Annotated in this window: 12 protein-coding genes and 1 pseudogene; 8 read left to right on the forward strand and 5 right to left on the reverse strand. The window is 27.4% G+C overall.

From position 1 onward, the window contains the following. Positions 1 to 84: 84 nt before the first annotated feature. Together PHEL85_RS12900 and trkA are read right to left on the reverse strand one after the other, a co-directional pair. Positions 85 to 1,584, reverse strand: a complete 1,500-nt coding sequence (locus tag PHEL85_RS12900; protein WP_036825626.1) for a TrkH family potassium uptake protein — start codon at positions 1,582 to 1,584, stop codon at positions 85 to 87. Positions 1,585 to 1,588: 4 nt separating this feature from the next. Further along, positions 1,589 to 2,935 carry a Trk system potassium transporter TrkA gene (trkA, locus tag PHEL85_RS12905; protein ID WP_036825629.1) on the reverse strand — a complete coding sequence of 449 codons (1,347 nt, stop codon included), beginning with the start codon at positions 2,933 to 2,935 and terminating at the stop codon, positions 1,589 to 1,591. 187 nt (positions 2,936 to 3,122) lie between these two features. Here trkA and PHEL85_RS12910 point away from each other — a divergent pair, with 187 nt between their 5' ends. From PHEL85_RS12910 to PHEL85_RS12925, 4 genes are read left to right on the forward strand one after another with little or no spacing between them, the layout of a single operon-like run. Beyond that, on the forward strand, positions 3,123 to 5,372 hold the full coding sequence (locus PHEL85_RS12910) for a tetratricopeptide repeat protein (protein WP_235318276.1): 2,250 nt from the start codon (positions 3,123 to 3,125) through the stop codon (positions 5,370 to 5,372). A gap of 37 nt (positions 5,373 to 5,409) precedes the next feature. Then, positions 5,410 to 6,096, forward strand: a complete 687-nt coding sequence (radC, locus tag PHEL85_RS12915; protein ID WP_036825632.1) for a RadC family protein — start codon at positions 5,410 to 5,412, stop codon at positions 6,094 to 6,096. A gap of 39 nt (positions 6,097 to 6,135) precedes the next feature. Next, on the forward strand, positions 6,136 to 7,440 hold the full coding sequence (locus PHEL85_RS12920) for a polysaccharide deacetylase family protein (RefSeq protein WP_036825636.1): 1,305 nt from the start codon (positions 6,136 to 6,138) through the stop codon (positions 7,438 to 7,440). Position 7,441: 1 nt separating this feature from the next. Beyond that, complete coding sequence (locus PHEL85_RS12925) at positions 7,442 to 8,305, forward strand: hypothetical protein (protein WP_036825638.1); 864 nt, start codon at positions 7,442 to 7,444, stop codon at positions 8,303 to 8,305. Here the strand turns inward: PHEL85_RS12925 and PHEL85_RS17415 are convergent. Both PHEL85_RS17415 and PHEL85_RS12935 read right to left on the reverse strand, forming a co-directional pair. Beyond that, positions 8,302 to 8,904 (reverse strand): acyltransferase, encoded by a 603-nt coding sequence (locus tag PHEL85_RS17415; RefSeq protein WP_052108568.1) that lies wholly within the window; start codon positions 8,902 to 8,904, stop codon positions 8,302 to 8,304. The two genes, PHEL85_RS12925 and PHEL85_RS17415, sit on opposite strands and share 4 nt — an antisense overlap. Then, positions 8,901 to 10,157 (reverse strand): lipopolysaccharide biosynthesis protein, encoded by a 1,257-nt coding sequence (locus PHEL85_RS12935; protein ID WP_162179437.1) that lies wholly within the window; start codon positions 10,155 to 10,157, stop codon positions 8,901 to 8,903. Before PHEL85_RS12935 ends, PHEL85_RS17415 begins: the two co-directional genes overlap by 4 nt. Before the next feature lie 29 nt (positions 10,158 to 10,186). Between PHEL85_RS12935 and PHEL85_RS12940 the strand changes: the two genes are divergently transcribed. The 4 genes from PHEL85_RS12940 (at position 10,187) to PHEL85_RS12960 (ending at position 13,630) form a co-directional block, all read left to right on the forward strand. Further along, positions 10,187 to 10,873 (forward strand): YjjG family noncanonical pyrimidine nucleotidase, encoded by a 687-nt coding sequence (locus tag PHEL85_RS12940; RefSeq protein ID WP_036825644.1) that lies wholly within the window; start codon positions 10,187 to 10,189, stop codon positions 10,871 to 10,873. Positions 10,874 to 10,911: 38 nt separating this feature from the next. Then, the gene (locus PHEL85_RS17420) at positions 10,912 to 11,457 is read left to right on the forward strand and encodes a hypothetical protein (protein WP_052108569.1); all 546 of its coding nucleotides are present in this window, start codon (positions 10,912 to 10,914) and stop codon (positions 11,455 to 11,457) included. A gap of 40 nt (positions 11,458 to 11,497) precedes the next feature. Next, on the forward strand, positions 11,498 to 12,829 hold the full coding sequence (locus PHEL85_RS12950) for a DUF5723 family protein (RefSeq protein WP_235318277.1): 1,332 nt from the start codon (positions 11,498 to 11,500) through the stop codon (positions 12,827 to 12,829). Between the two features lie 234 nt (positions 12,830 to 13,063). After that, entirely contained in the window at positions 13,064 to 13,630 is a 567-nt protein-coding gene (locus tag PHEL85_RS12960) for a hypothetical protein (RefSeq protein WP_036825649.1), read from the forward strand. On the opposite strand, the pseudogene PHEL85_RS12965 reads toward PHEL85_RS12960, so the two are convergent. Beyond that, positions 13,627 to 14,897 (reverse strand): annotated as a pseudogene (locus PHEL85_RS12965) (replication-associated recombination protein A). The gene PHEL85_RS12960 and the pseudogene PHEL85_RS12965 overlap by 4 nt on opposite strands. Positions 14,898 to 14,925: the final 28 nt, after the last annotated feature.

Consider the following 14,925-nt stretch of genomic DNA (forward strand, 5'->3'; position numbering starts at 1 on the left):
ATCTATTTAACAATTAGTTAATATGAGTGTAAAACAAGGGTTTTATTTTTAACGTAAATTTAATTTTTGTTTACTTAAAAAAAACTAGTTTTTACGCCAAAAGAAAGGAGTAAATAAAATAAGTACGGTAAAGAGTTCTAAACGCCCAATTAACATTAAAAAAGAACAAAACCATTTTGCACCATCAGATAAGTGTGCATAATTATCTACAGGACTTACGCTACCAATTGCTGGTCCAATATTACCTAAGGAAGATGCTGCAGCTCCTAATGCAGACATAAAGTCTAATCCTAAAAGTGTAAGTATTACAGACGCCAAAATAAAAATAAGCATGTAAATAATAAAGAAAGAAATAATATTAAAAACAATAGACTGATTTACAGCTTTAGCATCATACCTTACTGGTATAATTGCATTTGGGTGTAATGCCTTTTTAAATTCTAAAAAACTATTCTTAAGCATCACAATATGTCTTACTACTTTTATTCCACCACTTGTAGAACCAGCAGAACCACCTGTAAAAAATAAAGCAAAGAAAATACCAGTAGCAAAAAAATGCCACATTGTAAAATCTGCAGTTACAAAACCAGTTGTAGTTACTACAGAAGTAACCATAAAAAGAGAGTGTCTAATAGAACTTTCTGCTTTTCCATAAATCATTGGATGTGCAATGGTTGTTTGTAAATTTGGGTCTTGAAAAAAGTAAATAATTATTGTAATAATAGCTGATACGCCAATAATTCCGAAAAAGTAATATTTAAATTCTTCACTTTGAAAAACTTTCTGAACCTTACCTTTTAAAGCAAAATAAGTTAGTACAAAATTTGTTCCTGCAACTAACATGAAAAAGATAATAATATATTGTACAAAAGGTAAATTATTATAGAAAGCAACACTGCTGTTTTTTGTTGAAAAACCACCTGTACTCATTGTTGCCATTGCATGATTTATGGCGTCAAACCAAGTCATACCTGCAACTTTTAATAATAAGAATTGAACTATGGTTAGTGTAACATAAATTAAATATAAACGCTTGGCAGTATCTGTAATTCTTGGATGAAGTTTATCTGCAGATGGACCTGGAGCTTCTGCCATAAAAAGCTGCATACCACCAATACCTAACAGAGGTAAAATTGCAATTGTAAGTACAATAATTCCCATTCCACCAATCCAATGTGTTGCACTTCGCCAAAATAAGATTCCTTTTGGCATAGATTCTATATCAGTTAAAATTGAAGAACCTGTTGTAGAATATCCAGAAAGTGTTTCAAAAAAAGCATTACTTATACTGGGTATTGATTCTGAAAGTAAATAAGGTAACATTCCTGTTAAAGAAAGAGTTAACCAACCCAAAGTAACAATTAAGTACCCTTCTTTTTTTTGAATACTTGTACTCTCTGGTTTGTTTAAAAAGTAAAGTAAAAGTCCAATAATTACAGTTACAATTCCTGCGCCCAAAATACCCCATTTAGCATTTTCATTATGATAAACACTAAAAGGATACGCAATAAACATAAAGAATCCGTTTAATATTGCTGTAATACCTAAGAAGCGAAATATTATTTTGGTATTTAAAGATCCCATTCTATTATTTAAATAATCTTTCTACAGCATTTATTGCTTCTGGTAAACAAAACACAATTACTTTATCACCAATTTCTAGTTGAACATCTCCAGATGGCATAATTGCTGTTTGATTTCTAATGATTCCACCAAAAACGGCTTCTCTTGGAAAACGTAAATCTTTAATTGCACGTTCTGTTATTTTTGTCTCCTTTTGAACTTCAAATTCAAAAACTTCTGCATCAATATTGTGTAGATTAGCCAATGCTAAAATTTCTCCTTTTCTTATATGTCTAAAGATATTGCTAGCAGCAATTAATTTTTTATTAATTAAAGATTGAATTCCAATAGTTTGAGAAATATCAATATAATCCATATTTTCAACAAGGGCAATTGTCTTTTTTACACCTTTAGATTTTGCTACTAAGCAAGACATAATATTCGTTTCAGAATTTCCTGTAACAGCAATAAAAGCATCAGTTTCTCTAATGTTTTCTTCTTCTAATAATTCTAAATCTCTACCATCACCATTAATAACTAAAGTATTATTAAGCTTTTCAGCTAATAACTCTGCCTTCACTCTGTTTTTTTCAATAAGTTTAACCTTAAAATTATCTTTACAAAGATTTCTAGCAGTTTTCTCTCCAATACTACTTCCTCCTAAAATCATAACATTTTTAATGTCAAATTGTTTCTTACCAATAATAGGGTAGAGGTCTTTCATGCTATAATTTGGTACACAAAAATATACCTGATCATCTAATTGATAAGTAGAATCTCCTCTAGGAATAATAGTTTGAGAAACACCTTGTCTTTTAATTGCAATTGTTGTAAAATGTACTTTTGGAAATTGTTGTTTTGCTTCTTTTACGGTTAAATTTAATATTGGAGAATTATATGTTAATGGAGTTCCCATTACATTAAAAACACCACTTTCAAACGCTACAGTATCATTAAATGAAGATTGATTTAACAACATTTTTATTTCGTTAGCAGCCAATTCTTGAGGAGAAATCATAAAGTCTAACCCGAATTGTTTGAAATCAACTTCACACTCATTTAAAAACTCAGAATTATCGATTCTTGCAATTGTCTTTTTTGCGCCTAAAGATTTACCAATTACAGAAATTGTAAAATTTGTGTTTTGGCTATCTGTAACTGCAATTAATAAATCTGCAGAATCGATTCCTATTTCTTTTAATAACTTTATGGAAGTTGCATCACCTTTTTTGGTAATAACATCTAAATGATTATTAATATATTCAAGCTTTTCACCATCAAAATCTATGATGTAAGTATCTTGAGACTCGTAAGAAAGAAGTTTAGCCAAGTGAAAACCAACGTCTCCAGCACCAGCTATAATAATTTTCATGTGTTAAATATAGAATATAAAATACAAAGATATAAAGAGTTTTGCTGGAAATAACAATAAATGAAAGTTTTCAATTTTTTATAAATGCCTTTTATTTTTTTTTTTGAAAAAAACTGACAATTATCTTTTTTTCTAGTGAATAGAAACTTTAGTTTTACTTTTACAATTTTTATAAAACACTTTCTACGTGAAATTAAGATATATTTTTACTTCAGCTTCTTTTAAAATTTCATTATTATTAATGATTTCCTTTTCGTCTTGCGATAAAAAAACAGAATACAAAGAAGTAGAAAAGGATAAAGGTGTTTTTCTTTCAGGTAAACTCATTCCAGATAGTCATTTTTTAGGTGATGAGAAATGTAAAGAATGTCATCAAGATCAGTTTAAAAAGTGGAAAGGTTCTCATCATGATAAAGCAATGCAAATTGCAGATAGTTTAACAATTCTTGCAAATTTTAATGATGAAAAATTTACAAGTCAAGGTGTAACTTCTAGGTTTTACAAAAAGGGAAAAGATTTTTATGTAAATACAGACGGACCAGATGGTAAAAATCACGATTATAAAATTGTTTACACTTTTGGTATTACACCTTTACAACAATATATTGTTCAATTTCCTGATGGTCATTACCAGTGTTTAAGAACAGCTTGGGATTCTGTTAAAAATAAATGGTTCGATTTATATCCAGATTTTAAAGTTGTGCATTCAGAATGGTTACACTGGTCTAGAGGAGGTTTAAATTGGAATAATATGTGTGCAGATTGTCATTCTACAAACGTTCGTAAAAACTACGATGAAAAAACACATAGTTATGATACTGAATTTGCAATTATCAATGTAAACTGTGAAGCTTGTCATGGTTCAGGAAAACAACATGTTACTGATGTTGAAACAATGGGAGAAAACTATGTTTCTAACGGAAGTTTTCAAATGACAACAGAAACAGGGCCTAAAGAACTGGTAGATCAATGTGCACGTTGCCATATGAGAAGAGAACAATTTTCTGAAGCTTTTAATTTTGAAGGAACTATGTTAGATCATTATTATCCTCAATTATTAGAAGAAAGATTGTATCAAGCAGATGGGCAAATTTTAGATGAGGTATATGTATATGGTTCATTTACGCAGAGTAAAATGTATCAAAATGATGTTACTTGTACTAATTGTCATGATGCACATTCATTAAAACTAAAGTTTGATGGGAATAAATTATGTGCTCAATGTCATGTTCCAGAAAAATATGATACACCAAAACATCATGCTCATCCACAAAACACAGAATCTTCAAAATGTGTAAGTTGTCATATGCCAGGGCGTTTTTATATGGGGAATGATTTTAGACCAGATCATAGTTTTAGAGTGCCAAGACCAGATTTAAGTTTAAAATATGGAACGCCAAATGCGTGTTCTGGTTGTCATAAAGACAAAGATGATGCTTGGGCTGCAAAAAACTTTACAAAATTATTTGGAGCCGTAGATTCTATTCATTACTCAGAAAAATTAGCACCAGGAATTACAATGCAACCAAATGGACATGTAGGTTTAATTGAATTGATGAATGATTCACATCAACCAGAAATTGTAAGAGCATCAGCTACAAAAGTATTGTCTAATTACAATGCACAGAATTTTGTAGAACAATACATAACACTTTTAAATGATGATTCTGCTTTAGTAAGAGGAGCAAGTGTAGATGTTCTAAGTACAATAAATACTAAAGATTACAATTCTTATTTTTTACCATTGTTAGAAGATCCTAAAAGAAGTATTAGAGTAAAAGCTTTTTTCGGATTAGGAGCAATGTCTGAAAACGAAATACCTGAAGTGTATAAAGAGAGTTATCAGAAAGTTAAAAAAGAGTTTTTCTTACATTTAAAAACAAATGCAGATTTTGTAGGAACAAGAATTAAAAAAGGTAATTATTATATTAAAGCAGGTAACTTAGAAAAAGGGATTGAAAGTTACGAAAGTGCTTTGGAAATTGATAATATTAACAATCAAATTCGTGTGAATTTAGCAACGTTATATTATAATAATAAACAATACGTTAAGGCAGAAGAAGCATTTAAAACAGTAATTGAGCAAGAACCTCAATTTGGACCAGTTTATTATTCTCTTGCCTTAATGTATGCTGAGTTAAATAGAGTAGATGATGCTATAGTTCAACTTAAAAATGCTACAAAGTTAATGCCAGAAAACATACGTGTTTATTATAATTTAGGGTTATTGTATGATAAGAAACAAGAGTATAAAAATGCTGAAAAAATTATAGTCTCAGGTTTAAAAGTAGATTCAACTAATGAAGGTTTACTATATGTTTTGGCATATGTGTACTCTAAATCAGACCAAAAAAACAAAGCAAAAAATATTGTGCAAAAACTAATTAATTTGTACCCAAATAACCAACAATATAGAAGCTTTTTAAACCAATTATAATTTTAGTTTCATTTTCGTATTTTTATAAAAAAAGAATATGGAAAAGTTAACCATTAAATCTTGGGCGCTAGATGATAGGCCAAGAGAAAAGTTGTTGGCAAAAGGAAAAACATCGCTTTCTGATGCAGAGTTAATAGCAATCTTAATTGGTTCTGGAAATAGACAAGAAAGTGCAGTTGCTTTATCAAAAAGAATTTTACAATCTGTTGATGGAAACATAAATGAACTTGCTAAATTATCCGCAGAAAAATTATCAACTTTTAAAGGAATAGGAGAAGCAAAAGCAATTACTATTATTACAGCTTTAGAATTAGGAAAAAGAAGGCAGTTAGAAATCGCTTTAGAGAAACCCAAAATTACAAGTAGTAAAGATGTTTTTAATGTAATGCAACCCGTTATTGGAGATTTAGAGCATGAAGAATTTTGGGTGCTTTTTTTAAATAATTCTAATAAAGTTTTATCTAAATTTCAAATTAGCAAAGGAGGTCTAACAGCAACAGTTGTAGATATAAGATTACTGTTTAAAAGAGCATTAGAGTTAGCTTCTGTAGGTATAATTGTGTGTCATAATCATCCATCAGGAAAATTAGAACCAAGTAATGCAGACAAACAACTTACTCAAAGAATTAAAGAAGCAGGAACTACTTTAGATATAAAACTCTTAGATCATTTAATAATTACCGAAAAAGCGTATTTTAGCTTTGCAGATGAAGGTGTTTTGTAGTTAACAAAAAATCGATACTGTAAAATCATAATACATTAAATGTTATTAGTTTACTCACATAAAGTTACTCCAAGGGTTCGTTATATTTTTAAGCATATTTTTACAAGAACGTTAATGATTCCTGTAGATTTTACGTCTAAAGTAGAAGAGTTTGTGGCTCATAATGGCCCAAAAATAACTTATACCAAAACACCTTTAGGAAATGAGTTTTTTGTAAAAAGTAATGATTTACTTTTTGAACAAGGAGTTAATGATATGGAAATAGTTATCCAAAAATGGGATGACGTTCCTTGTTTCTTTAAAACGGGACCAAAATCTGCGATTCCCTATGATATTTTTGCAGCAAGTTTTTATTTAATATCTAGGTACGAAGAATATCTCCCTCATGTAAAAGATTTTCATGGACGTTATACTGCAGAACAAAGTTTGGCGTTTAAATATCGTTTTTTAGAAAAGCCAGTTGTAGATATTTGGGCTTATAAATTATTAGATGCTTTAAAAGAAAAGTTTCCAGATTATGAGTATAAAAAACGTGAATATGAATTTATTTCTACTGTAGACATAGATAATGCATATTGTTATAAATATAAAAGTTTAGTTAGAAGTGTTGGTGGTTTTTTAAATGATTTGGCACACTTTAGACTCTTAAATGTATGGAGTAGATTTGCTGTTACATTCAATATTAAGAAAGACCCTTTTGATACTTTTCAGCAAATTATAGACATTAGAAAAGAAAGAAATATTAAAACTATTTTCTTTTTCTTAATAGGTGATTATACCACTTTTGACACCAATGTTTCAGCATCAAAAAATAAGTATAGGTTACTTATTAAAGAGATGGTAGATTATGCCAAAGTTGGTTTGCATCCTTCTTATTTTACAATGAATAATGCAGAGTTATTAAAAAAAGAAAAAATAAGATTAGAGCATATTATTAATATGCCAATTCAAAGATCTAGACAGCATTATTTACGTTTTAGTTTGCCAGAAACGTATCAAAATTTAATAGACTTAGAAGTAGAGGAAGATTATTCTATGGGATATGCAAGTAATGTTGGCTTTAGAGCAAGTACTTGTACTCCTTTTTATTTTTACGATTTAGATTTTGAAATTCAAACTCCGCTTAAAGTATTTCCTTTTGCTTTAATGGATACTACTTTAAATGATTATATGAAGCTAACTCCAAGACAATCTTTAGGAAGAATTAGAGATTTAAAAAATGAAGTAAAAGCAGTAAATGGAACTTTTATAACCTTGTTTCATAATGAAAGTTTAAGCGATTATTTACGATGGAAAGGCTGGAAACGTTTATACGATTCCATGATTAAAATAGCAATATCTTAATATGATTGAATATATAAAAAGGAAGAATCTTAATGTTGAAAAATATGATGCTTGTATAGAAAATTCTATTCAATCTAGAATTTATGCATTTTCTTGGTATTTAGATATTGTAGCAGACAATTGGGATGTTTTAGTCTTGGATAATTATAAAGCTGTTATGCCTATTCCTTGGAGAAAAAAGTTTTTTATAAAGTATGTAAGCCAGCCTTATTTTTGTCAACAATTGGGTGTTTTTTCAAAAGAAATAGTTTCAGAAGCATTACAAGAAAAGATGATAAACCACATTCCTAAAAAGTTTGTGAAAATTTCATTGAATTTTAATTCAGGTAATTTTTTGACTTATAAAATGAACTTAAAGAATAATTACCTGTTAAAAATTGAAAAAAAATATGAAAACAATTATAAGAAGTTTACTAAAAACAGAAAAAGAGATTTAAAAAAAGCCATGCTATCAACTTTAACTTTTGAAGAAAATTTAGGAATAAAAGAGTTTTACGGTTTTTATTTATTAAACGATAAAAATTTTAGAAATTATATTTCTATGAAAGAAGTACTTCAAAATATTTTAAAATTAAACTCTAATGTAGTAAGGTGTTTTGGAATTAGAAGTAAAGAATGTTTAGTTGCATCTGTTTTACTACTAGATAATGGTAAAAGAATTACTTATTTAGTACCTGTTAGTAATGATTTTGGAAAAAAGAACGGAGCTTCTACTTTACTTATTACAGAGATTATAAAAAAATATAAAAGGAAAAATTGTTTTATTGATTTTGAAGGCTCTATGATTACTGGTGTAGCAAAATTTTATAAAAGTTTTGGCTCAGATAAAGAGAGTTATAGTGTTTTAACCAAGAGTATTTTTTAATTTTTTTTTTGATATTTTTTATTATACTTTATTTTAATTATAGATTCTTTATAAGGTAAATTTTCTTTAATTACGCTACAAGGATTTCCTACTGCTATTGAATTTGATGGAATGTTTTTAGATACAATAGAGCCAGCACCAATAATTACATTATTTCCAATGTTTACTCCAGACAAAACAACACTATTTGCACCAATAAAAACATTATTTCCAATTACTATTGGTGGTGTTTTGGTGTGTTTAGAATGATTTGTATGTGAATGATTAGCAGAAATAACCTTAGAGCCAGTTCCAAAACCTACATTATTACCAATAATTAACCCATTGTTAGCTTGTATGTACACATTTGGGTTGTCTCCAGGATCACATAAAATACCTTTTTTAATATTTTTTGCAGCCAATACTTTTGAAGTAAAATGAACAGGCCAATTTGCTTTTGGGTTTAATCTAAATAATTTTTGTGGAATCCAAAAATGAAAAAATAAAATATAATATTTTTGATAACCATATTTGGGTCTAAAATAGTCTGAATATAAAAAGTTTATTAAGTGTCCAAATAGTATAAAATCTAGTTTTTCAAATAATGATGGTTTTTTCATATAATTGATTGTTTTTTTATGATTTTTAAAAAATAAAAAGCAAGAGTTAAATAACCTATACCACCTAAAAAGGAAAGTATATAAATAGTATATGTTAAATCATTTTTAACAAAGCCAATATAAAAAGCTATAATATTTACTATTAAAAGATATACATTAAAGAGTAAACTAATACTGTTTTTATCTAAAACAACCATAATATTACTAATTGGGCTAAAAGAAGATCTGCTTAAAACTAAAAAGGATAATATTAAAAAATATAATCTTAAATTCACCCAGTTTTCGGTTAAAAACATTTCCAATATATAGATGCCAACCGTATTTATTAGCACTAAAAAAGTAAACATTGTTAACATATTAAATGTTATAATTTTTTTAGTAGCTTTAAATAGCTCTTTTTTTGAGGTTTGCATTAGGCTTGTAGCTCTTTCAAAATATACAGTAGATATAGAAGATGATATAATAAAAAGTGGCATTGTTAAAATTTTTTGACTGAAGAAGTAAACACCAGCCTCTTGCAGACTAAAAAAAGCATAAATAAATAAAGGAACTGATTGAGATGTTAAATTATTTATAAATCTAGAAGGCAGTAAATAAGTTAATATAGATTTGTTTTTTTTAATATTATTTTTAACGATTGTATAATCTATTGGTTTAAAATATACTTTGTTTTTAAAACTGAAATATAAACTAACAATAAGTACAGAAATAAAGGAACTATAAACCAATCCATAGATTTTAAACTTCAGATAAAAAACAAACTGAAAAAAAATATTTATTAAAACTAAAAGTATTTTAGCAAAAGAAATTGGTGTAAATTTTTTGTAACTAGTTAAAAAATATTCATGTGTTTTATTATAGCTAAGAAGAATAGCACTTAAAATTGCTAATATTATAACACTATTTTCAATTGTTTTATAAAAAAAAACTCTATGGAGCGGTATTAAAATTACTGAACCAAAAATGGTTATTATGGGTATCAGTAAAAAAAGAAAATTAAACCAGTGATTACTAATTATTTTGTCTTTACAGGTAACAATATAATTATCTAATTGTAATGAATTTAATATAGAAATTATAGAAGAAAAACTAATATATACACTTAAAACTCCATACGCCTCACTACCATATATTTTAGCAATAAAAATTGAACTAACAACTGCAATAATTTGTGCAATTAAAGTACCTTTAAACATTACCAAAATGTTTTTAATGAAAATAGATAACGGTTTTTTATTTATTTTTAGTTTCAATTAAAAAGTTTTTTTCAAATATAATGTAAATGAAAAACATACAACACGTCTTCTTTGACTTAGATCACACTTTATGGGATTTTGAAAAAAACTCAGATTTAACTTTTCAAAAAGTTTTTAGTATTAATAATATAAAAACAGATTTAAACTCTTTTTTAAAAGTATATAAACCTATTAATTTTAAATATTGGAAATTATATAGAGAGGAAAAGGTAACAAAAGATGAGTTAAGATATGGTAGGTTAAAAAATACTTTTGATACCATTAATTACACGATTTCTGATGAAACGATAACTCTAATTGCAGAACAATATATTGAATGTTTAGCAGATTTTAATCATCTTTTTGATGGAACCTTTGAAATATTAGATTATTTAAAAGAAAATTATAAATTACATATTATAACAAACGGATTTGAAGAAGTTCAAAGTAAAAAAATGATAAGTTCTAATATTTACCATTATTTTGATAAAGTAATTACTTCAGAATCAGTGGGAGTAAAAAAGCCAAATCCAAAAGTATTTACCCATGCGTTAGATTTAGCAAGTGCAGATAAAGAAAATTCAATTATGATTGGAGATAATTTAGAGGCCGATATTAATGGAGCTTTAAGCATAGGTATGAAAGCAATTCATTGCAATTTTGAAAATGAGATTGTAAAAAATGATGGATTTATTTCTATTTCTTCTCTTTTAGAAATAAAACAATATCTTTAGCCTGTTAATCGTTTATAACAAAAATTACATTTTACAAAATGACCCCCAAAAAAATATTTCCTTTTTTATGCTGCTTTTTTTTTATAGTTTCTTGTACAGATAATTTAGATTTTTCGCAAATAGAAGATTATAATGCTACTCCAGAATATACAACATCCTTAACATATTTTACAGTTTTACCTTTTCAGTTCTTTAATCAATTAGGAGTACAAGAAAATGAGAAGACAGATATTACTGATTTTAAAATTTTTGAAAACAGTTATTTTAGAGATAATTTGGTAAAAATTGATTTTAATGTCGAAATAAAAAACGAGTTTGATAGAGATTTTACAATTCAAATAGTTTTTTTAAATCAAAATAATTCGGCAACACATACATTTCAAGAAATAAATGTTAATGCAAATAATTTAGACTATAAATTTCAAGAAACAGTTGAGGTAAGTACTAATTCAAATGTAAAAAACACAGTAAAGGTTAGAATAACTGTTAAAATTGTTAACTCTACTGTACAATTAGACCCTGCAGATACAAGTGAGTTTGAGTTTAAATCATCAGCAAAAATTTACATAGATACAGATGCATAAAATCAAAAGAATATTCCTCTTGTTTATTATTCTGTTTGTAATGAAAACATATAGCCAAAATAAGCAAGTATTATACAATTTTGCAGAGTTACCACAAACGTTACTTTTAAACCCAGGAGCAGAAACTAATTATAAATTTCATGTAGGAGTTCCTATGCTTTCAGGGTTTTCATCAGAAGTTGGTATAACAGGTTTTACAATATCAGACTTATTTAGAGTTGATAATAGATCAATAAATGATAAAGTTTCTGAAGTTTTAGAGAAACTAACTATTAGAGATCATATAAAGTTAAATTTTCAAATAGAAGTTTTAAATGGTGGTTTTAGATATGACGACAAAAACTATTTTAGCTTTGGATTTTACGAAGAGTTTGATGCTATTTCTTATTTTGCTAAAGACCCAATAACACTTCTCACAGATGGAAATTCGGCTTATTTAAACAAAAGTTTTGATTTATCTCAGATTTTATATAAAGTTGATGTTTTAGGAGTATTGCATTTTGGTGTTACTAGAGAAGTAAGTGATAAGTTAACTTTAGGAGCTAGGTTTAAAATTTATTCTTCAGCTTTAAATCTAGAAACTTCTAATAATACTGGAACTTTTACAACTGTAAATGGTTCTGATAATATTTATAGACATTATTTAGATAATGTTAATATTAATTTAAAAACTTCTGGTTTGGTTGAGGGTGATGAATATATGGATGATCCAAATACCTATTTAGGAAATACTTTTTTAGGTTCAAATTTAGGAATCGGTTTTGATGCTGGATTTACTTATCACTTATCAGAACAATTAGAATTAACGGGTAGTATTGTAGATTTTGGTTTTATCAAACATAAGAAGAATATAAAAAACTCTGTTGTTAATGGAAGTTATGTTTTTGATGGTATTGAGTTTGGGTATAACCCAACAAATCCAATAAATTATTGGGATGATTTAGATGCAGATTTTAAAGAGAAAGTACCAAGTGGTGATAATCAAGATTCATACATTTCTTGGAGGCCAACAAAATTAAATGCTTCTTTAAAATATAGTTTTGGTCAAAAAAGGAGTAAATATTGTTACGATAATACCTATAAGGATTTTTATAGAAATGCATTTGGAGTTCAATTGTATTCAGTATTTAGACCATTAAACTCACAATTAGCATTAACAGGGTTTTTCGAAAAATCTTTTTCAGAAAAATTACACGCAAAGGTTACTTATACAGTAGATGATTATTCATTTTACAATATTGGTGTAGGAATTTCTTCTCAAATAGGTAAAGTAAATTTTTATGGAATGGTTGATAATATTGCACAATTTAACGATATTGCATCTGCAAATAACATTTCAGTACAATTAGGAATTAATATAATATTTAATTAAAATGATTAAGAAAATAGTATTCAGTTTATTGTTCTTTATAACAATATTAACATATGGTCAACAAGAAAAAATTAAGGATTATAAATATATAATTGTTCCAGAAAGATTTGAGTTTTTAAAGAGTTCAGATCAATATCAAACAAGTTCTTTAACTAAGTTTTTATTAGAAAAAAAGGGTTTATTGTTTTTTTAAGTAATGAAAGTTTTCCTAAAGATTTACTTCAAAATAGATGCATGGCTTTAACAGCAAATGTTAGTGATAAATCTAGCATGTTTTCGGTTAAGAATATAATTGAATTAAAAGACTGTTTTGGTACTATTATATATACTTCTAAAGAAGGGAAAAGTAAAGAGAAAGATTATAAAAAAGCCTATCATGAAGCTATTAGAAATGCATATGCAACTATGGGAGATTTAGAATATAAGTACCAACCTAAAAATGAAATTGATGTTAAAGAAGAGAACCTTAAAACAGAAGTAACTTTGCCAATTAAGAAAGTTATTCCTGTAGAAATAATTCCAGAAGTAAAAGAAGTAGCTCAAAAAGATGAGGTTATTTCAAAAAATAATAAAATACCTTCTTCTACTGTAGAAACTTTATACGCTCAAGAAAAATCTAATGGTTTTCAACTAGTAAATACAATTCCTGCTATTATTTTTCAAGTATTAAAAACAAAAGTAAAAGATGTTTTTATAATTAAAGATAAGAACGGAATTATGTATAAAAGTGATCATATTTGGGTTGCTGAATATTATGAAAATGGAAAATTAGTTGTAAAGAATTACAATCTTAAATTCTAATAATCATATCTATTTTTCCATCTGTTTTTTAGGGTTTCTCTAAAATTATTTTCCCTTGAATTATCTCCAGGTTCATATAATTTTGTTCCAGAAATTTCATGTGGTAAAAACTCTTGGTCTACAAAACTGTTCTGGTAATTATGAGAATATTTGTAATCTTTACCATAATCTAAATCTTTCATTAATTTAGTTGGTGCATTTCTTAAATGCAGTGGTATCGATAAATCTCCGGTTTTTCTTACCAATTCTTGTGCATTTCCTATAGCCATATAAGAAGCATTACTTTTAGGTGAGTTTGCTAAATATATAGCACACTGACTCAAAATAATTCTAGATTCTGGAAATCCAATTACAGAAACAGATTGAAAAGTGTTGTTTGCTAAAATTAAGGCAGTAGGGTTCGCATTCCCAATATCTTCAGAAGCAGAAATTAACAATCTTCTTGCAATAAACTTCACATCTTCACCACCTTCAATCATTCTTGCCAACCAATATACAGCTCCATTTGGATCACTGCCTCTTATAGATTTTATAAAAGCAGAAATTATGTCATAATGTTGTTCGCCTGTTTTATCGTATCTAACTGTATTTTTCTGAATTTTTTCTAAAACTAAAGTATTGGTAATTTCAATTTCTTCTTCAGTAGAAACTAATAATTCAAAAATATTTAATAGTTTTCTAGCATCACCACTAGAAACCTGTAATAAAGCATCTGTTTCTTTTAATGTTATTTTTTTTTGGATAAAAATTCATCTTTTTCCATTGCTCTGTTTAAAAGAGCAACTAAATCATTTTTATCAAAAGAATTTAAAATATAAACCTGACAACGAGATAGTAGGGCAGGAATCACTTCAAAACTTGGGTTTTCTGTTGTTGCACCAATTAAAGTTACCCAACCTTTTTCTACAGCTCCTAAAAGAGAATCTTGTTGAGATTTACTAAACCTGTGTATTTCATCAATAAATAAAATAGGGTTTTTGGCAGTAAATAATCCGCCACTTTTTTTTGCTTTCTCAATAACTTCTCTAACATCTTTTACGCCAGAACTTATGGCACTTAAAGTATAAAAAGGTCTTCCAGATTCTTGAGCAATAATATTAGCTAAAGTAGTTTTTCCAATACCTGGAGGTCCCCACAATATTAAAGAAGGAATAATTCCTTTTTTAATTAAATTTGTTAAAACACCATTTTTACCAACTAAATGTTGCTGGCTTATATAATCATTAAGCGTTTTAGGTCTAATTCTTTCTGCCAAAGGTTCATTCATTCAGTAAAAATAATAAACATTTCTGTCA

The organism is Polaribacter sp. Hel1_85 (assembly GCF_000766795.1).
Classification (GTDB): domain Bacteria; phylum Bacteroidota; class Bacteroidia; order Flavobacteriales; family Flavobacteriaceae; genus Polaribacter.